The organism is Streptosporangium pseudovulgare, from assembly GCF_014648055.1.
GTDB classification, from domain to species: domain Bacteria; phylum Actinomycetota; class Actinomycetes; order Streptosporangiales; family Streptosporangiaceae; genus Streptosporangium; species Streptosporangium pseudovulgare.
The window spans coordinates 170,742-192,652 of the sequence record NZ_BMQJ01000013.1 but is presented as its reverse complement, the minus strand read 5'-3'; the positions used below and the strand labels follow the sequence as shown (position 1 = coordinate 192,652).

21 protein-coding genes and 1 pseudogene are annotated in these 21,911 nt (G+C 73.0%); 12 read left to right on the top strand and 10 right to left on the bottom strand.

The genetic code is table 11. From position 1 onward, the window contains the following. Positions 1-78 precede the first annotated feature (78 nt). Both IEZ10_RS24985 and IEZ10_RS24980 read left to right on the top strand, forming a co-directional pair. Positions 79-972: a LysR family transcriptional regulator gene (locus IEZ10_RS24985; RefSeq protein WP_189248945.1), complete on the top strand. Its 894-nt coding sequence runs from the start codon at positions 79-81 to the stop codon at positions 970-972. Between the two features lie 105 nt (positions 973-1,077). Next, a complete protein-coding gene (locus IEZ10_RS24980) occupies positions 1,078-1,935 on the top strand; it encodes a hypothetical protein (RefSeq protein ID WP_189248944.1) in 858 nt (285 codons plus the stop codon). On the opposite strand, the gene IEZ10_RS24975 is transcribed toward IEZ10_RS24980, so the two are convergent. The 4 genes from IEZ10_RS24975 to IEZ10_RS24960 all read right to left on the bottom strand — a co-directional run bounded on the left by IEZ10_RS24975 (position 1,907) and on the right by IEZ10_RS24960 (position 5,539). Beyond that, positions 1,907-2,536: a TetR/AcrR family transcriptional regulator gene (locus IEZ10_RS24975; RefSeq protein ID WP_189248943.1), complete on the bottom strand. Its 630-nt coding sequence runs from the start codon at positions 2,534-2,536 to the stop codon at positions 1,907-1,909. The two genes, IEZ10_RS24980 and IEZ10_RS24975, sit on opposite strands and share 29 nt — an antisense overlap. Positions 2,537-2,626: 90 nt before the next feature. Beyond that, on the bottom strand, positions 2,627-2,842 hold the full coding sequence (locus IEZ10_RS24970; protein WP_189248942.1) for a ferredoxin: 216 nt from the start codon (positions 2,840-2,842) through the stop codon (positions 2,627-2,629). Continuing rightward, positions 2,839-4,035, bottom strand: a complete 1,197-nt coding sequence (locus tag IEZ10_RS24965; protein WP_189248941.1) for a cytochrome P450 — start codon at positions 4,033-4,035, stop codon at positions 2,839-2,841. Before IEZ10_RS24965 ends, IEZ10_RS24970 begins: the two co-directional genes overlap by 4 nt. Before the next feature lie 676 nt (positions 4,036-4,711). After that, on the bottom strand, positions 4,712-5,539 hold the full coding sequence (locus IEZ10_RS24960) for a putative protein N(5)-glutamine methyltransferase (RefSeq protein ID WP_189248940.1): 828 nt from the start codon (positions 5,537-5,539) through the stop codon (positions 4,712-4,714). A gap of 462 nt (positions 5,540-6,001) precedes the next feature. Between IEZ10_RS24960 and IEZ10_RS24955 the strand changes: the two genes are divergently transcribed. From IEZ10_RS24955 to IEZ10_RS24930, 6 genes are all read left to right on the top strand, one after another. Beyond that, a complete protein-coding gene (locus tag IEZ10_RS24955; RefSeq protein ID WP_189248939.1) occupies positions 6,002-6,199 on the top strand; it encodes a hypothetical protein in 198 nt (65 codons plus the stop codon). Next, on the top strand, positions 6,196-7,554 hold the full coding sequence (locus IEZ10_RS24950) for a TrkH family potassium uptake protein (protein WP_189248938.1): 1,359 nt from the start codon (positions 6,196-6,198) through the stop codon (positions 7,552-7,554). The genes IEZ10_RS24955 and IEZ10_RS24950 overlap by 4 nt, the downstream gene beginning before the upstream one ends. After that, positions 7,547-8,209: a potassium channel family protein gene (locus tag IEZ10_RS24945; protein WP_189248937.1), complete on the top strand. Its 663-nt coding sequence runs from the start codon at positions 7,547-7,549 to the stop codon at positions 8,207-8,209. Before IEZ10_RS24950 ends, IEZ10_RS24945 begins: the two co-directional genes overlap by 8 nt. 186 nt (positions 8,210-8,395) lie before the next feature. Further along, the gene (locus IEZ10_RS24940) at positions 8,396-8,851 is read left to right on the top strand and encodes an Hsp20/alpha crystallin family protein (protein WP_189248936.1); all 456 of its coding nucleotides are present in this window, start codon (positions 8,396-8,398) and stop codon (positions 8,849-8,851) included. Between the two features lie 233 nt (positions 8,852-9,084). Continuing rightward, positions 9,085-9,756: a helix-turn-helix domain-containing protein gene (locus IEZ10_RS24935; protein ID WP_189248935.1), complete on the top strand. Its 672-nt coding sequence runs from the start codon at positions 9,085-9,087 to the stop codon at positions 9,754-9,756. A 219-nt stretch (positions 9,757-9,975) separates the two neighbouring features. After that, positions 9,976-10,251 (top strand): helix-turn-helix domain-containing protein, encoded by a 276-nt coding sequence (locus IEZ10_RS24930; RefSeq protein ID WP_189248934.1) that lies wholly within the window; start codon positions 9,976-9,978, stop codon positions 10,249-10,251. A gap of 153 nt (positions 10,252-10,404) precedes the next feature. Here the strand turns inward: IEZ10_RS24930 and IEZ10_RS24925 are convergent, their stop codons facing one another. From IEZ10_RS24925 to IEZ10_RS24915, 3 genes are all read right to left on the bottom strand, one after another. After that, on the bottom strand, positions 10,405-11,052 hold the full coding sequence (locus tag IEZ10_RS24925) for a sigma factor (RefSeq protein WP_189248933.1): 648 nt from the start codon (positions 11,050-11,052) through the stop codon (positions 10,405-10,407). Beyond that, positions 11,049-11,405 carry a YciI family protein gene (locus IEZ10_RS24920; protein ID WP_189248932.1) on the bottom strand — a complete coding sequence of 119 codons (357 nt, stop codon included), beginning with the start codon at positions 11,403-11,405 and terminating at the stop codon, positions 11,049-11,051. The genes IEZ10_RS24925 and IEZ10_RS24920 overlap by 4 nt, the downstream gene beginning before the upstream one ends. 111 nt (positions 11,406-11,516) lie before the next feature. Next, positions 11,517-12,431, bottom strand: a complete 915-nt coding sequence (locus IEZ10_RS24915; protein WP_189248931.1) for an aldo/keto reductase — start codon at positions 12,429-12,431, stop codon at positions 11,517-11,519. 63 nt (positions 12,432-12,494) lie between these two features. Between IEZ10_RS24915 and IEZ10_RS24910 the strand changes: the two genes are divergently transcribed. Then, the gene (locus IEZ10_RS24910) at positions 12,495-13,484 is read left to right on the top strand and encodes an ArsR/SmtB family transcription factor (protein WP_229811617.1); all 990 of its coding nucleotides are present in this window, start codon (positions 12,495-12,497) and stop codon (positions 13,482-13,484) included. 97 nt (positions 13,485-13,581) lie between these two features. On the opposite strand, the gene IEZ10_RS24905 is transcribed toward IEZ10_RS24910, so the two are convergent. Beyond that, the gene (locus IEZ10_RS24905) at positions 13,582-15,207 is read right to left on the bottom strand and encodes an MFS transporter (protein WP_189248930.1); all 1,626 of its coding nucleotides are present in this window, start codon (positions 15,205-15,207) and stop codon (positions 13,582-13,584) included. A 392-nt stretch (positions 15,208-15,599) separates the two neighbouring features. Between IEZ10_RS24905 and IEZ10_RS40320 the strand changes: the two are divergent. Beyond that, positions 15,600-16,637: pseudogene (locus IEZ10_RS40320) on the top strand (Tn3 family transposase); the annotation flags it as partial. A 38-nt stretch (positions 16,638-16,675) separates the two neighbouring features. Beyond that, positions 16,676-17,584, top strand: coding sequence for a Tn3 family transposase (locus IEZ10_RS39200; protein WP_268246363.1), 909 nt, complete (start codon positions 16,676-16,678; stop codon positions 17,582-17,584). Positions 17,585-18,105: 521 nt separating this feature from the next. Here IEZ10_RS39200 and IEZ10_RS24890 read toward each other — a convergent pair. Next, a complete protein-coding gene (locus tag IEZ10_RS24890; RefSeq protein WP_189248928.1) occupies positions 18,106-19,158 on the bottom strand; it encodes a bile acid:sodium symporter family protein in 1,053 nt (350 codons plus the stop codon). 256 nt (positions 19,159-19,414) lie between these two features. Beyond that, positions 19,415-19,861 carry a hypothetical protein gene (locus IEZ10_RS24885; protein ID WP_189248927.1) on the bottom strand — a complete coding sequence of 149 codons (447 nt, stop codon included), beginning with the start codon at positions 19,859-19,861 and terminating at the stop codon, positions 19,415-19,417. A 203-nt stretch (positions 19,862-20,064) separates the two neighbouring features. On the opposite strand from IEZ10_RS24885, the gene IEZ10_RS24880 reads away from it, so the two are divergent. Continuing rightward, on the top strand, positions 20,065-21,906 hold the full coding sequence (locus IEZ10_RS24880; RefSeq protein ID WP_229811616.1) for a glycosyltransferase: 1,842 nt from the start codon (positions 20,065-20,067) through the stop codon (positions 21,904-21,906). Positions 21,907-21,911: the final 5 nt, after the last annotated feature.

Below are 21,911 nucleotides of genomic sequence, written 5' to 3'. Positions count from 1 at the left end.
ACTCTCGGCCGGGGCGGGCGGGTGATCAATGCGGTCCTGTGCAAGGATCGTGAAGCCCCGGTTAACGATGGGAGGATCATGCTGGAGCGGCACGAGGTGGAGGCGTTCCTCACCCTCGCCGAGGAGCTGCACTTCGGCCGGACCGCCGAGCGGCTGCGCGTGTCCACCGCCCGGATCAGCCAGACGATCGCCAAGCTGGAGCGCCGTACCGGCGTCCCGCTGTTCGCCCGCACCAGCCGCCGCGTGGAGCTGACGGCGGCGGGACGGCGGCTGTACGAGGGCGTGCGTCCCGCCTGGGACCAGATCACCGACGCGTTCGAGCAGGCGGTCGCGAGCGGTCGCGGCCTGACGGGCACGCTGCGGGTCGCCTTCGTCGGCGCGGCGGGCGGGCAGCTGCTGGTCGGGGCCGCCGAGCTGTTCCGGCGGCGCCGGCCCGACTGCGACGTCCTGCTCCGCGAGGCGCAGATGACCGACCTCATGCCCTGGCTGCGCGACGATGAGATCGACGTCGCCCTGGCCACCTTCCCCGTCGACGAACCCGGCATCGCCACCGGGCCGGTCCTGGTGTCGGAGGCGCGCATGCTCGCCGTCCCCGCCCGGCATCCCTTCGCCCGCCGCGCCTCGGTCAGCCTGGAGGACCTGGCCCGGGTCACGCTGCTCCAGCTCCCGGCCACGCTGCCCGAGTCGCTGCGCCGCGACCGCACCCCGCACACCACACCGTCCGGACGGCCGATCGCCCCCGGCCCCCAGGCCGCCACGTTCAACGAGGCGCTCACCCTCGTCGGCGCCGGCCGCGGCGTCTTCCCGGTCGGCGCGCAGGCCGGGCGCTACTACGTCCGTCCCGACGTCGCCTACGTCCCCTTCGAGGACGCCCCGCCGCTGCGGTGGGGCCTGCTGTGGCGCGCCGACAACGCCACCGCCCGTCTCCGCGCCTTCGCCGAGGCCGCCCACGACCTCGCCGGCACCGCCTGAGGACGCCCCGCGGGTTCGGCCACGTCGCCGCGGGTAACGGGGATGACACGGGCGGGTGCGGCGGCGCGCCGCCGAAGACGGGAGGAACGCGTGAGGCAAGGGCCGGTGACCTCCGCCGTGAGGGCGGGACTCGCGGCGGTCTTCGGGACGGCGGCGCGGATCCGCCGCGGCCGGCCCCTGCATCCGGTGGGGCTGCTCTTCGACGCCGCGCTCCACCTGCACGGGGCGCCGAGTCCCAGGGGCGCGGCGTTCCTGGACGAGGCGATGGAGCTGCACGGAATCGCCCGGCTGTCACGGTCGGCGGGCCTCCCCCATCCGTCGCCGGACGTGCTGGGCCTGGCCGTACGGTGGCGGCAGCCGACGCCCGGTGGCACCGCCGGCGCGGAGGACCGGGCCGGCACGGAGAACCGGGCCGGCACGGAGAACCGGGCCGGCACGGAGAACCGGGCCGGTGCGGAGGGCGCCGGGAAGGCCGCGAGCGGCGTGGAAGCCGCCCCGGGAACCACCGCCGAGCTGCTGCTGGCCACCACCGGGCGCACCGTGCCCGGCCGCCGGCTGCTGCGGCCCGCCGTCCGGTGGGCGCCGGGCCTGTACGGCTCGCTGCTGCCGTACGGCGCGGGTGGCGGCAGGGTGCTGCTCGGCGCGGTCGCGCGGCCCTCCTGGGCCTCCCCCGCCCGGCTCGGCGCGCTGGCCCGCGTCGCCGCCGCGCGTCCGCTGATGTTCGACCTGGTGGTGGCCTCCCCCACCGGGCCGTGGGAGCGCTTCGGTGTGCTGGAGCTGACCGGGCCGGCCCGCACGGACGCCGACGAGCCGGTCCGCTTCGACCCGCTCAGGCACCCGATCACCGGGCTGGAACCGGCCGGGTGGATCCAGCGGGTGCGCGAGGGCGCCTACGCCGCCGCGCAACGGGTGCCCGACGCCGAGTCGGTGGGCCTCAGTGGTCGCAGGGTCCGGAGCGTTTGAGCGAGGAGTCGAGCAGGCCGGTGGCGGCGGGGCCGGGCAGCGGGTCGGCCGAGGGGCGCGTCCCGGCCAGCAGCAGGGCGAGGTAACGGCGGGGGTCGGCGTGGCCGGCGTCGTCGGCGTGCACCGTGGCCAGCACCATCACCACCATCGCCGCGAGGTCGCGCACCATCAGGTCGGAGCGGACCAGATCGCGCCGCTGGGCGTCGGCCAGCACGTCGCCGAGAGGGCCCATGAACCGCTCGGCGATGTCGACGGAGAACGCGCCGGACTCGTGGGCCGCGGCGAGCAGGGGCCGGTGCGCGGCCAGGGTGTCCACCGCGGCGGCCAGGGCGTCGGCCAGCCCCCGCCGGGGGTCGGCGGCGGCGCGGGCGGCCAGCGCGAGCGGTTCGACCTCCTCGGCGAAGTAGGTGTGGAACGCGGCCCGCACCACGCCCTCGCGGTCGCCGAAGCGGCGGTAGACGGTCGCGATCCCGACCCCGGCCCGCCGGGCGATCTCCTCCAGCGGCGCCGCGGAGCCGGTCTCGCACAGCGCCGCGATCGCGGCGCGGACGATCCTGTCGGAGTTGCGGAGCGCGTCGGCCCGGCGTCCCTGCCCTCGCACACGCCGAACGCTAGCAGTATTCACATTGTCGCCGACAGTGCGGTCGGTGGCCGGGGCGCGCGCCCCGGCCACCGCGCCGGAAAAAGCGGATCAGTCCTCCACCAGGGACAGCGCGCCGGAGGGGCAGGCACGCACCGCTCGGCGGGCGAGGTCGGCGTGCTCTGCCGGGGGCTCCGGCTCCAGCAGCACCACCACGCCGTCGTCGTCCTGGTCGAAGATCTGCTCGGCGGTCATGACGCACATGCCGGCCCCGATGCACACGTCGCGGTCGGCCCGGATGCGGACGGGCTTCTGTTCTTCGCTCACCAGGCCACCTTAAAAGAACTGAGGCCGTAGACGACGTTGAAGGACCGGAAGGCGGGCTCGGGACCGGCCTCCCGCAGGCCGGGGAAGCGCTGCAGCAGGGCGGGGAAGGCCACGCGCATCTCCATGCGCGCCAGCGGCGCCCCCAGGCAGTGGTGCACGCCGTGGCCGAAGGCGACGTGCCCCAGGCTGTCGCGGCCGATGTCGAGCCGGTCGGGGTCGGCGGCCAGGGCGGGGTCGCGGTTGGCCGCGGGCAGGGCGCAGATCACTATCTCGCCCGCGGGGATGTGCTGCCCGGCCACCTCGACGTCGGTGGTGGTCACCTTGGTCATGCCGGAGTGCACGATGCTGAGCCAGCGCAGCAGCTCCTCCACCGCGGCGTCGATCCGCTCGGGCTCCTTGCGCAGCAGCTCCAGCTGCTCGGGGTTGCGCAGCAGGGCCAGCGTGCCGAGGGAGAGCATGTTGGAGGTGGTCTCGTGGCCGGCGAGCAGCAGCAGGCTGCCGATGCCGGCGAGCTCGGCGGGCGTCAGGTCCTCGCCGTGCTCGCGCACCAGCATGCCGAGCAGGTCGTCACCGGGGTCGGTCTTGGCCCGGGCGACGAGCTCGCCCATGTAGACCCGCGACTCCAGCGACGCCGCCGCCCGCTCCTGCGGGGGCAGCGACAGGTCCAGCATCCGGCCGCTGCGCCGCTGGAAGTCGGCCCGGTCGTCGTACGGCACGCCCAGCAGCTCGCAGATGACCAGCGACGGGATCGGCAGCGCGAAGTCGGTGACCAGGTCCGCCGGCGGGCCGGTGCGCTCCATGGCGTCCAGGTGCTCGGTGACGATGTCGTGGATGCGCGGCTCCAGCCTGCGCATCCGGCGGACGGTGAACTCCGGCGTCAGCATGCGCCGCAGCCGGGTGTGCTCGGGCGGGTCGAAGGCCAGCAGGTTGCCCGCCCGCAGCTCGGCGATCTCCTCGTCGGTGCGCTGCGGCATGCCGGGTATGCGGAAGACCATCTGATGGGCGTTGCTGAACCGTTCGGCGTCGCCCAGCACCGCGCGCACGTCGGCGAAGCGGGTGATGAGCCAGCCGTCAACGCCGAAGACCGTCCTGACCTTCCGCACGCCCTCCTCGTCGCGGACCGCCGCCAGCTCGGCGGCGGGGTCGAACTCCGCCCGCCGCATGTGCAACGGCAACGTCATGGACTCGCTCATGTGCCATCTCCCCGGGACTCGTCGCGAGTGATCATCCGCCGAAAAAACGATAGCAACCTATCGTTTATCCCTCCAGGGTACGCGCGAAACCGGCCCTTCGCCTGGATTCGCGTGATCGGCCGCAAATTAGCCGTACGCAACATTCAAGAATCCCTACGCCGAGGCCGCCGTCCGCGGGCAGACCGATCTCGGCCTGGCCGGCGTGACCCACCCGGCCCGCCCTTATCGCCGGCCACGTGGATGACATCGGCCGTCCGTTCCGCCTACGCGTCCGGACGCTCCCGGCCGTCGGCCGGCCCGGCGCCCCCGAGGGGACCGCGCGGCCGCTCCGCCCCTCGGCCGGCCCGGGCCGGAAATCCGGATCCTGGCCGCCCTCGAGCCGTGCTCGAAGGTCCTCGCAGAAGCCCTGACCCGCATATCCGTTGTTTCCCGCGCCGTTATCACCGAGACCCCGAAATATGAAGGCGGAGCTATCGCCTAATTCGCTCCATTTGGTCCCATGTGTTCCGTCAGTCACAACCGGCAGGCGATCCGCACACGCCGGCGACCTCGCACGCCGGCCGCGGGTCTTCGCGGAGCCACCGACGAACCTCACCCGACGTCCGCCGCCGCCCCCGCCGCCCTCGACGGACGCCGCGCACCGCGCACCGGCGGCACGCGACGTCCCGCCCAGCGTCTACCTCGCCACGTTCCGCCCCGCCGCCGGGGCGGTGCCGATGACGGCGGTGGCGTCGAAGTCCTCGCAGTAGGCCACCCGGGCGTCCAGCCCGGCGGCGGCGACGGCCTCGGCGGCGGGCGCGGCCTGCCGCTCACCGGTCTCGATGAGCAGGCATCCGCCCGGGGCCAGCCACCGCGGCGCCCCGGCGGCGACCCGCCGCGCGACGTCGAGCCCGTCGGCGCCGCCGTCCAGCGCCACCGCCGGCTCGTGCAGCCGGGCCTCCGGCGGCAGCAGCCCGATCGACGCGGTGGGCACGTACGGCGGGCTGGCGATCACGACGTCGACGCGGCCGCGCAGCGCCTCCGGCAGCGGCCCGTACAGGTCGCCCTGGTGGACCCGGCCGCCGAGGGGGGCGAGGTTGCGGCGGGCGCAGCGCACCGCGGCGGGCTCGACGTCGACGGCGTGCAGCTCGGTCCGGCCCAGCGCGGCGGCCAGCGCGGCCCCCAGTGCGCCGGAGCCGCAGCACAGGTCCACCACCACCGCCCCGGGACGGGCCAGGGCGGCGGCCTGGCGGATGAGGAACTCCGAGCGGGGGCGCGGCACGAAGACCCCCGGCTCCACGGCGAGGCGCAGGCCACAGAACTCCGCCCAGCCCAGGACGTGTTCCAGCGGCAGCCCGGCGACGCGCCGCTCCACCATGGCGGCCAGGTCGCCCGGGGTGCGGGCGGTGGAGATGAGTAGGTCCGCCTCGTCCTCGGCGAAGACGCAGCCGGCCGAGCGGAGCCTGCCGGCGACGGCGGAACGGGACAGCGAAGCGGAATAGGGAGAGGAAGGGGAAACCGACACGGTACAGCCTTTCGGGACGCCGATGGGCGCTCCCGCGGTCACCTCGGTGCGGAGGGACCGTACGGCGTGCGAGGGGAGCACCCAGCCTTCAACAGCGGAATGGGTCTCACCTCCTTCAGTCGATCACCGCCGGGGACGGCCACCGTACCAGACGCCGCCCGGCGGGCCGGACACCCCCTCGGCAAGGGCCGCACGGTTCCCCGACGGTTCCCCAGCGCGCGCCGGCGCCGGCATGGTGGAGCCGTGGTGTCGCGGGCCGCCCCGATCCAGGCCCGCGACGGCGTCGCGCGGTGCGGCACGGCGAGGAACGCCGGACGGGGGCGAAGTCCATGCCGGCGAAACCGGCCGGGCCGGACGGGGTGACGTCACGTCCACGGCGGTGGAGTTGTTAGGGTGTGCGGCAGAGTGCCGGGAAGTCTGGCCGGTGTGCCCTCACTCTGTCCTCCCCCTGGAAGGCCACCCATGGTGTTGCTGCCGGCGTTCGCCGCCTTTGCGCTGCTCGCGGCCCTGGTCCGCGGCCCGGCCGGGCGGGTGGTCCTGCCGCTCTCCCCCGCCGGCGCCGTCGTGGCCCGCCGGTGCGGCGACGAACGCGACGCTCCCGCCCGGTACGGCGCGGCCCGCCGGGTCCGCGCCCGGTTCTCCGGGGCGAAGAGCCCATGACGCACTCCGGTCTCACCCGGGCCGTCCTGGCCGGCTTCCGGCACCCGGCGCAGGTCGTCGCCGCGGCCTTCGCCGTCGCCATCACGGCCGGCACCGCCCTGCTGTCGGCGCCGTTCGCCACCACCGACGGCCGGCCCGCCGACCTCCTGGACGCGTTCTTCACCGCGACCTCCGCCGTCTGCGTCACCGGGCTGGCCACCGTCGACACCGCCGCCCACTGGTCGCCCCTTGGGCAGATCGTCATCCTGGCGCTCGTCCAGGCCGGCGGGCTGGGCATCATGACCCTCGCCACCCTGCTGGCCGTGCTGGTCACCGGACGGCTGGGCCTGCGCGCCCGGATGCTGGCCCAGGCCGAGACCAAGACCATGCAGCTGGCCGGGCTGCGCCGGCTGGTCGGCCAGGTGGCGGCGTTCAGCCTGACGGCCGAGGCGATCATCGCGGTGGTGCTGGCGGCGCGTTTCTCCGCCGGCTACGGCGAGCCGTACGGCCGCGCGGCGTACCTGGGCGTCTTCCACGCGGTGACGGCTTTCAACAACGCCGGGTTCGCCCTGTGGCCCGACAGCCTCGTCCGCTTCGCCTCGGACCCGTGGATCTGCCTGCCGGTCGCGGCGGCCGTCATCGTCGGCGGCCTGGGCTTCCCGGTGGTGTTCGAGCTGGCGCGCTCCTGGCGGCGGCCGCGGACCTGGTCGGTGCTGACCCGCCTGACCGTGACGATCACCGCGCTGCTGCTGGTCTGCGGCACGCTGACGATCACCGCCGCCGAGTGGTCCAACCCCGCCACCCTCGGCGCCCTGAACCGCGACGACCGCCTGCTGGCCGGTTTCTTCACCGGGGCGATGCCGCGCAGCGCCGGGTTCAACAGCCTCGACATCACCCAGCTGCACCCCTCCAGCCTGCTGGTCATCGACGCGCTGATGTTCATCGGCGGCGGCAGCGCCGGCACCGCCGGCGGCATCAAGGTGACCACCCTCGGGGTGCTGGCCTTCGTCGTGTGGACCGAGCTGCGCGGCGAGAGCCGGGTCAACGTCGGCCGCCGCCGGCTGGGCGAGGGCGTGCAGCGTCAGGCGCTGGCGGTGGCGCTGCTGGGGCTGACGCTGGCGGCGACGGCGACGTACCTCCTGATGCTGTTCACCCCCCACCGCCTGGAGCTCGTGCTGTTCGAGGCGATCTCGGCGTTCGCCACGACCGGCCTCTCGGTCGGCGTCACCGCCGAGCTGGCCCCGCCCGGCCAGGTGCTGATCGCGCTGCTGATGTTCATCGGCAGGGTGGGGCCGCTGACGTTGTTCTCCGCGCTCGCGCTGCGCGAGCGCACCCGCCATTACGAGCTACCCGAGGAGAGGACCATCGTTGGCTGACAGCAGGAACGACGCCGTGGTGGTGATCGGCCTGGGCCGCTTCGGCGGCTCGCTGGCGCTGGAGCTGTCCAGGAGGGGCACCGAGGTGCTGGCCATCGACAGCCGCGCCAAGGTCGTGCAGTCCATGGCCGGCCGCCTCACCCACGTGGTGGCGGCCGACTCCACCGACCTGGAGGCGCTGCGACAGCTCGGCGTCGCCGACTTCCACCGGGCGGTGGTGGCCATCGGCACCCACCTGGAGTCCAGCATCCTGACCACCTCCCTGCTGGCCGAGCTGGAGGTCGACGACATCTGGGCCAAGGCCGTCAGCCGCGAGCACGGGCGCATCCTGCAGCGCGTCGGCGCCCACCACGTGATCCTGCCCGAGCACGACATGGGTGAGCGGGTGGCCCACCTGCTCAACGGGCGGATGCTCGACTTCATGCAGGTGGACGACGACTTCGCGCTGGCCAAGACCCGTCCGCCCCGCCAGTACGTCGGCGTCCCGCTGGGGCAGACCAACCTGCGCCGCAAGCACGGGGTGACGGTGGTGTGCGTCAAGAGCCCGGGTGAGGAGTTCACCTACGCCGGCGCCGACACGGTGCTGACCTACGGCGACGTCATCGTCATCGCGGGCCGGACCGGCCAGGTGGAGCGGTTCGCCGACCTGCCCTGACCCGCCCTGACCTGCCCTGACCGGCCCCTGCCCGTCCTCGTCCGGAGCCGCCCGGGAACGGGAAAGGCGGTGGTCGCGGGCGCGGACGAAGGACCTGTCCTTTTGGGACCTCCGGCCTTTGTGCGGTCCAGGCGGGGCGGCGTGCAATTGGGATGAGAGAAATCCCGATCAGCCAGGGAGGACCAGATGAGCATGCTGATGCGCCAGGAGCGGGGTCTTTTCCCCGAGCTGCTCGACTTGCTGGACGCCCCGTTCGCCGCCACGCGCGCCCAGAGCCAGGGCATACGGTTCGAGGACTACATGCACGGCGACCGTTACGTGCTGCGGGCCGAGCTTCCGGGCATCGAGCCGGAGGACATCGAGATAGACGTGAGCAACGGGGTGCTGACGGTCCACGCCGAGCGCCGGGTCGAGGAGAAGGAACGGCACCGGACGGAGTTCCGCTACGGCTCCTTCACCCGGTCCATCGTCCTGCCGCCCACGGCTGACGAAAAGGACGTCGAGGCGGTGTACGACAAGGGCGTCCTTGAGATCAGCCTGAAGCTCGCCGCGCCGGAGGAGAAGAGCAGGCGCATCCCGGTCCACGCCAAGAAGGCGGTCCAGGCCAAGGCCCAGACCGGCAAGCAGGCCGGCAAGCGGTAACGGCCGGGAGAAGGCGGCCGCCCGGGGCCGGGGCCTCCCGCGCGGCCACCCGCCCCGCGGGCGCGTCCGGCGCGGGTGGCGGTTTCGGGAGGGGATATCCGTCTCCGGCGGGGTATGCCGCCTGCGGCAGGGAGAACGGCGAGAGCAGGGCGGCCGGGCGCCGGCGACGGACGCCCGGCCGGCCGGTGCCGTCCGCTGCCGGCCGTAAGAGGACCTCAGTTGGGAGGACGTAAATGAGTGAACGCCCAGCCGCCCCCGGTGACCTGGGCCGGCGGGTGGCACAGCGCCGCGGGGAGCTCGGCCTGGACCGCCGGCAGCTGGCCGACCGGGCGGGTATCGACCCGGGATACCTCGACTACCTGGAGGCGAGCGCGGCGTCGGCGTCCACCGAGACGGTTCACAAGCTGGCCGCGGCGCTGGAGACCAGCAGCGAGGAACTGCTCGGCGGGACGATGGACCTGCCGCCCGGCCGTGGCCGTCCCGGCCCCCATCCGGTGCTGGAGAAGCTGGAGCCGGCCGAGTGCCTGCGGCTGATCACGCCGGGCGGTGTGGGGCGGGTGGCCTTCAGCGGGGCCGACGGCCCGACGATCCTGCCGGTGAACTATGTGGTCCACGACGGCGCGGTGATCTTCCGGACCGCCTCCGGCGGCCCGCTGGACGACACCCTGCGCACCGGCGTGCGGGGTGTGGAGTTCAAGGTGGCCTTCGAGATCGACCGGCTCGACGAGGCGGGCCGGGAGGGCTGGAGCGTGCTGGTGCGCGGCGGCGCCCACCATGTCTCCGACGAGGAGCGGGCCGCGGTCGCCGAGGTGGACGTCCGGCCGTGGGCGGGCGGCGAGCGCGAGCTGTTCATCAGGATCGTCCCCACCGAGATCAGCGGGCGGCGCATCCGGCACGCCTCCTGACCCGCGCCGCGCGCAGGCGGGCCGTGTTCCGGGGATGCCGGGGCGCGGCCCGCCGCCTTCTCCCCTCCGCACCGCCCTTCACGGCGTTCTCTCCCGCTTCGCCGCCTCCTGTGGTGCTCCCCGCCTTCTCCCCCACGCCTTCCTCGCGCGCCCGCCGAGATCATCCAATTCTTATACCGGTATTAATATAACGGCACGGCTGGGATTAGTATCGCAGGCATGGTGAGAACCCCATTGACCCCGTGGGAGCGGCAACGCGGGGAGCGGTTCGGCGCGATACTGCGCCGCGCCCGCGGCGACCGCAGCATGGTGGAGGTCGCCGCGGCCGCCGGGGTGTCGGCGGAGACCCTGCGCAAGATCGAGACCGGCCGGGCGCCGACCCCCGCCTTCTTCACCGTCGCGGCGCTGGCCTCGGCCCTGGGGATGTCCCTGGACGAGCTGGCCGCCGCCTGCGCCTCCGGCGCCGGCGACGAGGGGCGGGCCCTGTCGGCCTGATCCCGCCACGCCCTCGTGACGCCGGGACGCGGCGCGGCGGTTCCGAAGGGGTCGGTACCGCGCCGCCGGTGACCGGCGGTGCGGGCTCCCTCGTCACCGGTCACGGCGCCACGCCTTGGAGCGCGCTCGAAACCAGGCCGCGGGGACGGCGGCTCAGCCGGCGCCGAGCAGCCGCCGGCCCCGCCGCAGGAACCGCACCTCGGCGGCGTTGCCGCACCGGGTGATCGCCGCCTCGTACGCCGCCGCGGCCTCCCGTCCCCGTCCCAGCCGCTCCAGCAGGCCGGCCCGTACGGCGTGCCACAGGTGGTAGCCGTCCAGGCCCAGCCCCTCCACCAGCGTCAGCGCCGCCTGCGGCCCCTCCACCTCGGCGACGGCGACCGCCCGGTTGAGCGCCACCACCGGCGTCGGCGCCACCTGCGCGCCGGTGGCCAGCGCCGGATGGCAGCAGGTGAAGATCAGCCGCAGCCGGTCGTCGGGCACCCCGTCCCAGTCCCCGTCCCCGGGCGTCTCCCGCTGGTGATCGCAGGCGTGCAGCAGGGCCGCCTGGGCGTGCCGGTCTTCGCGCAAGGCCTCCCGGCGCAGCCGGTCGATCGCCCGGTTCCGGGCGACGGTGATGATCCATCCGGCCGGGCTGGGCGGCACCCCCGCCGACGGCCAGTGCCGCGCCGCGGCGGCGAACGCCTCCTGCACGGCCTCCTCGGCGACGTCCAGGTCGCCGAACAGGCCGGTCAGCACCGCCACCGCGCGGCCGTGCTCGGCGCGGAAGAGCCGCTCCAGCTCGCTGAGGACGGGACCGGTCACGGACGGCCGGCGGGCTCGTCGTACAGCGGCCGTACCTCCACCGGCAGGGTGGTGGCCCGGGCGTAGCGGCGGCCCCACTCCAGGGCGGCGTCCAGGTCGGGGGCCTCGATGACGGTGAACCCGCCGAAGTGCTCCTTGGCCTCGATGAAGGGGCCGTCGCTGAGAAGGGTCTCGCCGTCTTCGACGCGCACCACGGTGGCGGTGGCCGGCGGGTGCAGGCCGCCGGCGAACACCCACGCCCCGGCGGCCCGCAGCTCCTCGCGCAGCGCGTCCATCTCCCGCATGATCGGCTCCAGCACCTCCGGCGGCGGGGTGCCCTCCGGCTGGTACATGCTGATCAGGTATCGCCTCATCCGGTCTTCCTCCTCGGGAATCCAGGGCCGACCCCTTTCCGGGCCGGCCCCCTCATCCTCTACACGAACCGGCCGCGCCGGAATCGACAGGACCGGCTGCCGGAATCGGGATCAGGCTCCGCGCCGATGGAGGCGGTCCAGTACGGCCAGCTCCTCCTGCGACAGGCGCAGCGCGCCGGCGGCCACGTTCTCGGCGAGATGACCGGGATCACCGGTGCCGGGAATGGCCAGCACATGTGGCCCGCGGTGCAGCGTCCAGGCCAGCCGGACCTGCGCCGGGCTCACCCCCCGCGCCCGCGCCACGGCCAGCAGCTCGGCGTCGTCGCCGCCGCGCGCACCCGCTTCGCGGCCGGTGCCGGCGATCGAGTAGAACGGCACGAACGCCACCTTCTGCTCGCCGCAGAGGCGCAGGAACTCGTCCTGCCAGGACGCGGCGCCGATGCCGTACAGGTTCTGCACGCACACCACCGGCGCGATGGCCTGGGCCTCGGCCAGGTGCTCGGGCCGGACGTTGGACAGGCCCAGATGGCGGATGAGCCCGGCGTCGCGCAGCTCGGCCAGCGCGCCGAACCGCTCGGCGATCGAGTCGGTTCCCACGATGCGCAGGTTCACCACGTCCAGGTGGTCGCGGCCCAGCTGGCGCAGGTTCTCCTCCACCTGGCCGCGCAGCAGCCCGGGCCCGGCGTGCGGCAGCCACTCCCCCGACGGGTCGCGGCCCGGCCCGACCTTGGTGGCGATGACCAGGTCGTCCGGGTACGGGGCCAGCGCCCGGTCGATCAGCTCGTTGGCCGAGCGCAGCGAGGAGAAGTAGAACGCGGCGGTGTCGATGTGGTTCACGCCCAGCTCGACCGCCCGGCGCAGCACCGCGATCGCCTCCCCGTGGTCGCGCGGCGGGGAGCCGGGGGCGAACGCCGCGCCGCGCTGGGGCAGGCGCATCGCGCCGAATCCGATTCGGTTGACCGTCAGGTCGCCGAGCGTCCAGGTGCCCGACGCCGCGGCGGTGATCGTCTGTGAGGTCGAAGTCATACCCGGATGTTCCGCGCTCGGTAGGCTGGCCGCGATCGATTCACACATGCTGGAATCCTGGAGGTGGCCACCCTGGCTGAGCTGGCGTTCTCGGCCGATGATCTGGCGCAGATGCGCTTCGCCGTCTCGCCGATGTGGGAGGTGGGGACCAGCTTCAAGCTGCTGGGCTCACACCTGGATCACCCGGTGCACCGCCGCTGGCTGCGCCAGGTGAGGCCGCGCGTCACGGTGGCCAGGCTGGAGCGGGGCTGGCTCGCCGAACTGATCGGGCCCGGCGGTTACGTCCCCGACTTCCTCAACCCGGCGCCGACCGGACCGGCCCCCGACCTGGCCGGGGAGCTGGCCGCGATCCTGGCCACCCCCACAGGGCGGGTGCGCCACGACCTCGATCGCCTCGCGCACCGCCGGGGAGCCCTGGGCCCCCGGCTGCGGGCCCTGTACGCCGACCCGCGAGCCCACCTGCCCGCGCTCGCCGAGGAGGTCGAGACCTACTGGGAGGTGGCGCTGGCCCCCTACTGGGCGCGGATCCGAGCGGTGCTCGACGCCGATGTCTTCCATCGGGCCCGGCAGTTCGCCGAGCACGGCGCGGGCCGCCTCCTCAACGAGCTGCACCTCTCGATGAGCTGGGACGACAGCACGCTGCGGCTGACGCGCAGGCGGGCCCTGCCTCGCGAGGCGGCCGGAGCCGGGCTGCTGCTGGTCCCCTCGGCGTTCACCGGGCCGGGCCCGCTCACCCGGGTGACGCCGCCGGAGCCGCCGCAGCTGGCCTATCCGGCGCGAGGCGTCGGAACGCTGTGGCGGCCCCGCCCCGCCGCCAGGTCCGGCGCCGTCGCCGCCGTGCTCGGCCGCTCACGGACCCTGCTGCTGACCGAGCTGGAGGCGCCGGCCTCCACCACCGAGCTGGCCCGCCGTACCGGGCTGTCGCCCTCGGGGGTGTCGCAGTACCTGACCGCGTTGCGCGACGCGGGCCTGGTCAGCGCGCACCGGGCCGGCCGCTCGGTGCTCTACGCCCGCACCGCCGTCGCCGAGTCCCTCCTCGGTGACGGCTCTTGACCCGCCGCCGCGGGGCCGCCCGGAGCACGCCGGAGCCCCGGGGTCGTCGGTGCTCACCGATGACCCCGGGGCTCCGGCGGTCCTTCCCCCGCCGCCCTCACCCGGCCACGGGCTGGGGCACGGCCGCGCCCTCGGCCGCGGTCCCGGTTCCGGCCGCGGCGGTGGTCTCGGTTCCGGCCGCGGCGGGGGCCGCGTCCGGGGCTCCGTCGCGGCGGAAGGCCAGTGCCGAGACGATCGCCAGGACGGTGAAGACGGCCGCCCCGAGCCAGGCGACGGTGGTCAGCCCGCCGGTGAAGGCGGTGCGGGCGCCCTCCAGCAGCTCGGCGCCCGCCGCGGCGGGCAGCCGGCCGGCCGCGGCCACCGCGCCGGCGACGCCCTCGCCCGCGGCGTCCGCGGCACCGGCGGGGACGCCGCCCGGCAGGGCCTCGGCCAGCCGGTCGCGGTAGACGAACGCCGCCAGGCTGCCCAGGGTGGCCACCCCCAGGGCCACACCGAACTCGCCGCTGGCCTCCGACAGCGCGGCCGCCGCGCCGGCCTTCTGCGGCGGCGCGGCGCCCAGCATCAGGTTCATCGTCATCGGCATGGGCAGCGCCACGCCGCCGGAGGCCAGGATGAGACCCGCCACCAGCAGCGCCAGCCCCCCTGTGCCGGAGATCTGGGTGTGCAGTGCCAGCCCGCACGCCGCCACGGCCAGCCCGGCCGCCATCACGTACGCCGGGCGGATCCGGCGGGCCAGCACCGGCGCCAGCAGGGAACCGGCGATCATCGCGATGTTCTGCGGCACCAGCCACAGCCCCGCCGCGAACGGCGACAGCCCCTCGACGGCCTGCAGGTACGTGGTCGACATCAGCGTCACCCCGGCCATGACGATCCCGGCCAGCAGCATGACGCCCAGCGCCGTGCTGAAGGAACGGCTGGACAGCAGCCGCAGGTCCAGCAGGGGGTCGGCCAGGCGGCGCTGGCGGCGGACGAACAGCACGGTGAAGACCACCCCGGTGGCGACGGCCGCGGCAGGCAGCGGCTGCCAGCCGCCGCGGGCCACCTCCTTGAGGCCGTAGATGACCGGCAGGATCGCCGCCAGCGACAGCGCGACGCTGACCAGGTCCACCCGGCCGGCGCCGGGGGCGCGGTACTCGGGCAGCAGGCGGGGACCCGCGGCCAGCAGCAGCGCCATCACCGGGACGGCGGGCAGGAACACCGAGCCCCACCAGAAGTGCTGCAGCATCAGCCCGCCGGCCAGCGGGCCCAGGGCCATGCCGCCCATGAAGCAGCTGAACCACACGCTGACCGCCAGCTGCATCTGGCGCGGGTCGGTGAACATGTTCCTGATCAGCGCCATGGTGGAGGGCATCATCGTCGCCCCGGAGACGCCCAGCAGCGCGCGGGCGGCGATCAGCATGGCCGGGGTGGTGGAGAAGGCGGCCAGCACCGCGGCGGCGGCGAAGACGGCCGCGCCGATCAGCAGCAGCCTGCGGCGGCCGATCCGGTCGCCGAGCGTGCCCATCGTGACCAGGAACCCGGCGAGCATGAACGAGTAGATGTCCAGGATCCACAGCTGCTGGGTGGCGTCGGCCCCCAGCTCGGCGCTCAGGTGCGGCAGCGCCAGGTACAGGATGCTGACGTCCAGCGACAGCAGCAGCGTGGGCAGGGCCAGTACGGCCAGCGCGGTCCACTCCCGGCGCGTGGCGCGGGCGCCGGGAGTGGGGCGGGAGGTGGTGGTCATCGCCTCATCCTTGGGGGGAGTCCGTGTCGTCGGGAGAAAGCCCGTGCCGACCGGCGGGAACGTGCCCCGCGGCCGCCCCGGCGGGTCCGTACGGCGGCCGGCCGGCCGCCCCGTCCCTCCGGGGTACCTCCACCCTCTTACCGAAAATTTTTTTTGTCAATACCGTCATAGTTGTCGGTGCTCGCTGGAAGCGACTCCGAGGCGATCGACCCCGACCCTCGCCCGCGGCATGCGTTCCTCCTTTCGGGGTCCCGGTAGCAATGAAGAAATTTCTAAAGAAGTAACGCCCGACCTGCACTAACGACGCGTTTGCCGGGTTGGTGATCACTGCCGATACGTTCGTTCCGGTTTCGTCCGGTACGGCAGGTAGAGGTGGTGCGTTGTCCGAGAAGATGTTCTCCGAGGAGCAGCTGGAGCAGCTGCGCTCGTACCCGGAGATCACCGACGATGAGTGGAAGCCGCTGCCCCGCGACCACGGCCGACTGTCGGAGCTGGAGCCCTCCTACACCCACCTGCGCCAGTTCACCCCGAACGTGCTGGCCGTGATCGACCTCCAGGGCGGGCCGGGCACGGCCGAGCTGATGGAGGCGGTGGCGGTGTTGAAGGAGATGAACCGACTCGGCGGCCGGAAGGTGCACGCGGGCGCGCCGACCGGGTTCGTGCCCGCCAAGTACGCCGACTACCTGGCCAAGGCCCGCAAGTCCGGTGAGGACACCGCCTACCGCCATTACTGGGAACTGTGTGTGATCTTGTGCCTGCGGGACGGGCTGCGCTCGGGGGACGTCTTCGTGCCGGGCTCGCGCCGCTACGCCGACCCGGCCACCTACCTGTACACGCCGGAGCAGTGGGCGCCCTGGAGCGGCGAGTACTGCCGCCTGGTGGGCAAGCCGCCGAACGCGACGGACGCGCTGGAACAGGGAAAGGAGGAACTGCACGCCGCCCTGGAAGAGCTGGAGACGACCCTGGCCGGCGCCGCTCCCGATGACACCGGCATGGTCCGGCTGGATGAGGACGAGCATCTGGTGGTGCCGCCGCTGTCGGCCGAGGGCGTACCGGCCGAGGCCAAGGCACTCAAAGACGAGCTGGCCGCGATGCTGCCGTTCGCGCCGATCGCCTCGCTGCTGATCGAGCTGGACGCGCGCACGCATTTCCTGGACTGCTTCACCCACGCGGGCGGCCGAAAGCTGAGCACATCGACCGAGACCAAGCGCAACATCCTGGCGGTGCTCATCGCGATGGCCACGAATCTGGGCCTGGCCCGGATGTCGGAGGCCTGCGGGGTGTCCTACGACGTGCTGGCCTGGACGATGGAGTGGTATGTGCGGGAGGAGACGCTGCGCGAGGCCAACACGGTCATCGTCAACCACCACTACGGCCTGGAGCCGGCCAAGGTGTTCGGCGGCGGCACCATGTCCAGCTCGGATGGGCAGCGTTCCCCGTGCGCGGCAAGGGCGCCACCGCCCGCACCATGGTCATTCACGGCGGTCAGGTGCTGTCCACCTACACCCATGTCTCGGACCACTGGTCCACGTACGGCACGAAGATCATCGTGCCGACGGCGCGGGAGGCGCACTACGTCCTGGACGACTTCCTCGGCAACGCCACCGACCTTCCGATCACCGAGCACGCAACGGATACGCACGGCGCCACGTTGATCAACTTTGCGCTGTTCGACCTGGTTGGCAAGGCCCTGACCCCGAGGATGCGGGATCTGACCCGGGTCACCCTGGTCCGTGACGACACCCCGACCGAGATCGCCAAACGCTACCCGCACGCCGGGCCGCTGCTGGACGCGCGCTGGAACGAGGACCTCATCACCGCCTGCTGGCCGGACCTGCTGCGCATGGCCGGATCGCTGAAGTACGGCCAGGCCACCGCCTCGCTGATCGTCGGCACGTGGTCTGCCGCCTCCCGGCAGAACACCCTGGCCGCCGCGCTGAAGGAGTGGGGCGTGTTGCGAAGGACCGTGCACCTGGCCAAATACCTCTCGGCCCCGGCCTCCAGGCGGAAGATCTCGCGACAATTGAACAAGGGGGAGAGCCTGCACGCGCTGCGCCGCGACCTGCACTACGCCCAGCAGGACACCATCACCCGGCCGCATCTGGAACAGCAGACCGAGCAGGCGTGGTGCCTGACCCTGCTGACCAACGCGGTGGTCGCCCGGACGACAGAATATTATTCTCGTGCGGTGCTGGAGCCGCGTTCCCAGGGCCGGGACGTGCCGGACGAGATCCTGTCGCACATCTCGCCCGGCCACAGCGACAACATCAACTTCTTCGGTGTCATCAACGTGGAAGTGGAACTGGCCAAGCTCGACATCGGCGGGTGGCGGCCGCTGCGGCCCGCGCAGCTTCGTGAGCTGGGCCTGGCGCCCTGACAGGCATGCGCCGCGCTCCACACAGGAAGATGGCCTAGGCGGCTGATCTCAAGGGGGTGACCGCGGCGTACGTGGGTCTCCCCCCTTGAGATCACGGTCCGATCCGGTGAACGCGATGATGAGGTGGAGCATGCCGTAGGCAGCCGTCTTAGTCTCGGCGTCAAGCACGACGGTGCGCCCGCTTCTGGTGGCACCGGGCATGTTCGCCAGGGGTTTGCAGGCCGGTGGAGACCGAGTCGGGTCATCGATCGGGACCCGCTCGAGGAGCCCTGGGCGCTGAGGTCGGCGGCGGTCACGGCCCCACTGCTACTGCGGATTGATCAAGATGCTGGGGAAGCGCCCCGGCGATCGTCGAGGTGGCTGGCGGCGGCACACTACCTGCTGTGCGTTCCTCTTCGTTGATCTCCCTGACCGCTCTGCTGCCGGTGGCCTTGATCGCCCTCGTCGTGCTGGGCACGTTGGTGGCCTGGCGCCTCCCGGCTCGGCGGTTCGGTGGGGTGGGGTCGGCGATGCGCGTGGGCTCATGCCTGGGCCGCAGGAGGAGCGGCCGCCCGGGTTCCGAACAGGCCGGCGGCGAGCTTCTGCAGCAGGCTGTAGGCCAGGATCGGCAGGAGGACCTGCGGGCGGTGCGCGAACCAGCTTGCGGCCAGGACCGCGGCCGCGCTGGTGTTGTTCATGCCGGTGGCGAAGGTGAGTGAGATGCCGTCGGGGGTGTCGCATCGGGTCCATCGGGATATCCATCGGCCGGCGAGGAAGGACAGGCAGCAGACCACGCCGGCCACGCCGACGGCCAGGATCATGAAGTCGGGGTCGGGGTGGGACAGCGCCTGCCCGAGCGCGCCGGAGGCATTGACGTAGCACAGCAGCAGGATGTTCACGAGGTTGACCAGTTTGACGACCGGGGCGGCGCGTGTTGTTCGGCGCTCCCCGACCACGGCCCGCGCGATGATCCCGGCCAGGCACGGCAGCACGATCAAGGCCAGGGCGAACGCGGCCGCGCCCGCCGTCCCGGCCAGTCCGTCGATCCGCGCCGTGTCGTCGAGGCTGCCAACGCCCGCCGGACCGACCAGGGCGGCGGACACGGTCAGCCCCCACGGAACCGTGACAGGGCTGAGCATCGTCGAGCCCACGACCATGGCGACCACCAAGGGAACGTTGCCCCCCGCGTTCTGCCCCCATGACGCCGCTCCGTCGGCGATCGGCATCGCCAGCACCAGCAGCAATCCGACCGCCAGGCACTCCACCTCCGCGGCGTCGGGCCAGGCCCGCAGGCACAGCGCGGCGACCGGCAACAGCACCACCGGCAGGAGCGCGTTCACCGCCACGCCCGACGCCAGCCGCACGGGCCTGCCCAGCACGGTGCGCAGATCCCGCACCCGCACCCCAAGACCGGCGGTCGACAACGTCACGGCCAGCAAGATCATGGGCATCGTGACCGAACTACCCGATCCGAGCACGGGCAGCGCCACCGTCCGCAGAACCTCGCCCGGCCGCGGCACCACCGCGGCCAGCAGATAGCAGACGATCATCAACGCGAGCAGCCATCGCTGCACCGTGCCTACCATCCGGATCATCACTTAAGCAACCTATCGATTACTTTCAGTGAAGACGTTGAGTGGGGAGGAATTTGGCGCGACCCTTTGCCGAGGCCGCCCCGGTCGGCCAGGAGCCCGCGGGTGCATCGCCTCGCGAAGGTCTGCAGTGTCCGTGGCTGCCGCGACCGCGGGCGTAGAGTCGAAGGCTCAGGAGTGAGCCGGGCACCCCAGCACAGCGAATTTCAGGGTGCCCGGCGCTTGGCTCAGCCGTCCTCGATCTCAGTCGGCGTCGTGCTCAGCCGTCCTCGGGCTCGGAGGTGTCGCCCTTGCCCTCCTGCTCGTGCTGGTCGCCCGCCTGGCCCTGCTTGCCCTCCTGGGTCTCGGAGCCGGCTTCCTGCCCCTTGTCGTCCTGGCCGTCCTCGGCTTCGGCCTTCTCGGCGCCCTGGTCGTCGTCGCCGTCCTCGGCCTCGGCCTGCTGGCTGACTGTGTCGTCCTGGCCGTCCTCGGCCTCGGCCTTCTGGCCCTGCGCGTCTTCCTGCATACCTTCGCTGGGCTCCGCGTTCTCCGCAGGCGTGGCGGCCTCGGTCTCGGGGGCCTGCTCGGAGGGGGCGGCGGAGGACTGGGAGGAGGAAGGGGCGGGGGTGGGGCTCTGGTCGAGGGAGGAGGCGTACGCGGCAGCTCCGCCGCCCGCCACGAGGACGGCCACGGCGGCGAGTCCGGGGATGATCACAGACTTACGCATTGACATATCTCCGATGCATTGACGTCGTACTGACGCCATCAGCCTGCGGAAACGCGGGATAGCGGCAGGTTCGGCCAACCATAACGTCAGGTTAATCCTGGCCCGAATCACGGCTGCACGCTTGCCCACGCGTGCGCGAAGGTTAGCGCCGCACTAACCGCGTGCTGAGCGGACGCTGTCCCGTCCTTCCCTACCGTTCGTTCATGAGATCAGGCAGCACAACGACCGTCCCGGTGCCGGTTTCCGCCGTGTTCCTGGGCGTGGGGGTGGTCGTCGGCTTCGCCGCGCGCACGCCGGCGTGGACCGCGGCGGACACTAGCGTGAGCCAGGCGGTGCAGGCGCTACGCGGCCCGTGGCCGACCACCGTGGCGCAGGTCCTGAACGTGGGCTTCGGCACCGTCGTGGGCACGGCCTTGGCCGCACTCCTCGTCGTGGGTGTCGCCGTGTCGGGACGGCGGCGCGCCGCCGCAGGCGTGCTGCTGATGATCGCCGCGGGGTGGGGCGTGGGCGCGCTGGTCAAGGTCGTCGTCGCCCGTCCCCGGCCCCCGGCCCTCCACGCTCTGGTGCGGGAGCTCGGCCCCGACAGCTTTCCCAGCGGACACGTCTGCCTGACGTTGTCGTTCGTAGTCGCCGTGGCGCTGCTGGCCAGGAAGACCCGCCTCTTTCGGCCCGTTGTGGCGGCGGGTGGTGTGCTGGTGGCCGCTCAGATGACGGCGAGGGTCTATCTCGGGGCGCACTATCCCACCGACACCCTGGGATCGATCATCCTCACGCCGGCCGCCATCCACCTGGCCGCCAACGCGCGACGGCCAGTACGACGGCTCACTCGACGGCTCGGGGTGTTCCTGCTGCGCGCGGACAACCGCTTCAGGGCTCGCAGGGCCGGCCCGCGCAGCACCCGGCAGGTGAAAATCCTCCTGCTGCACGCGTACGGCATGGGCGGCACCATACGGACCACCTTCGACCTCGCCAGGACGCTGGCGGCCCATCACGACGTCGAGATCGTCAGCGTCACCAAGACCAAGGACAAGCCCTTCTTCCAGGTGCCCCCCGGCGTGCGCGTCACCTTCCTGGACGACCGCACCGGCCGCCGATCCCGCGCCGCCTTGCTCGCGAGCCTGCTCCGCAGCAGGCTCATCCCGCGACAGGAGGCCGCCTATGACAGGTTCGACCTGCGTACCGACCTGGCCCTGCTGCGTTTCCTGCGCGGGCTGCGCACGGGCGTCCTGATCACCACGCGACCCGGCCTCAATCTGGCCGCCGCCTTGCTGGCTGCGCCCGGCGTGATCACGATCGGGCAGGAGCACACCGGCTTGGGTTCCCACAACCCGGCCGTCCAGGACTTGATCGCCCGCAGGTACGGCAGGCTCGACGCGCTCGTCACTCTGACCGAGGCCGATCTGGGCGCCTACCGCGCGGCCCTGGGCCCGCGTGCGCCGCGGCACCTGCTGCGCATTCCGAACGCCACGCCGTCCCTCACCGGCGGCCCCTCCCCACTGAACGCCGAGACCGTCGTCGCGATCGGCCGCCTGTCCAAGGTCAAGGGCTACGACCTGCTCCTGCGCGCCTGGGAACAGGTCAGTGCCGCCCGCGCTGGCTGGACGCTGCGCATCGTCGGCTCTGGGCCTGAGCGCGCCCGCCTGGTCAAGCTGGCCGGTGATCTGGGTCTGGCCTGCTCGGTCGAGTTCCCCGGCCCCTGCCGGGATGTCGGCGCCGAGCTCGACGGCGCCTCGATCTTCGTGCTCTCCTCCCGCCGCGAAGGATTCCCGGTGACGATCCTGGAGGCACTGAGCAAGGGCGTGCCGGTGGTCGCCTTCGACTGCCCTCACGGGCCGGGCGAGATCATCACTCACGGCCACGACGGGCTCCTCGTCCCGCGGCAACACGTCACCGCCCTGGCTGCGGCGATTGGGCTCCTCATCGACCACGAGGCCGGTCGCCATACGATGGGCAGGACCGCGCTGACCACCTCACAGCGCTACACGCCCGAGGTCGTCGGCCGGTGCTGGGTCGAGCTGCTGGCCGAGCTGGAGGCGGGCCGCTGATGGGT

Coding starts and splice junctions, on each gene's coding strand:
- IEZ10_RS24985 (WP_189248945.1), top strand. CDS start 79: ATGCTGGAGCGGCACGAGGTGGAGGCGTTCCTCACCCTCGCCGAGGAG.
- IEZ10_RS24965 (WP_189248941.1), bottom strand. CDS start 4,035: ATGAGCGAGTCCATGACGTTGCCGTTGCACATGCGGCGGGCGGAGTTC.
- IEZ10_RS24955 (WP_189248939.1), top strand. CDS start 6,002: ATGGTGTTGCTGCCGGCGTTCGCCGCCTTTGCGCTGCTCGCGGCCCTG.
- IEZ10_RS24950 (WP_189248938.1), top strand. CDS start 6,196: ATGACGCACTCCGGTCTCACCCGGGCCGTCCTGGCCGGCTTCCGGCAC.
- IEZ10_RS24940 (WP_189248936.1), top strand. CDS start 8,396: ATGAGCATGCTGATGCGCCAGGAGCGGGGTCTTTTCCCCGAGCTGCTC.
- IEZ10_RS24935 (WP_189248935.1), top strand. CDS start 9,085: ATGAGTGAACGCCCAGCCGCCCCCGGTGACCTGGGCCGGCGGGTGGCA.
- IEZ10_RS24930 (WP_189248934.1), top strand. CDS start 9,976: ATGGTGAGAACCCCATTGACCCCGTGGGAGCGGCAACGCGGGGAGCGG.
- IEZ10_RS24920 (WP_189248932.1), bottom strand. CDS start 11,405: ATGAGGCGATACCTGATCAGCATGTACCAGCCGGAGGGCACCCCGCCG.
- IEZ10_RS24915 (WP_189248931.1), bottom strand. CDS start 12,431: ATGACTTCGACCTCACAGACGATCACCGCCGCGGCGTCGGGCACCTGG.
- IEZ10_RS24905 (WP_189248930.1), bottom strand. CDS start 15,207: ATGACCACCACCTCCCGCCCCACTCCCGGCGCCCGCGCCACGCGCCGG.
- IEZ10_RS39200 (WP_268246363.1), top strand. CDS start 16,676: ATGGTCATTCACGGCGGTCAGGTGCTGTCCACCTACACCCATGTCTCG.
- IEZ10_RS24890 (WP_189248928.1), bottom strand. CDS start 19,158: ATGATCCGGATGGTAGGCACGGTGCAGCGATGGCTGCTCGCGTTGATG.
- IEZ10_RS24885 (WP_189248927.1), bottom strand. CDS start 19,861: ATGCGTAAGTCTGTGATCATCCCCGGACTCGCCGCCGTGGCCGTCCTC.
- IEZ10_RS24880 (WP_229811616.1), top strand. CDS start 20,065: ATGAGATCAGGCAGCACAACGACCGTCCCGGTGCCGGTTTCCGCCGTG.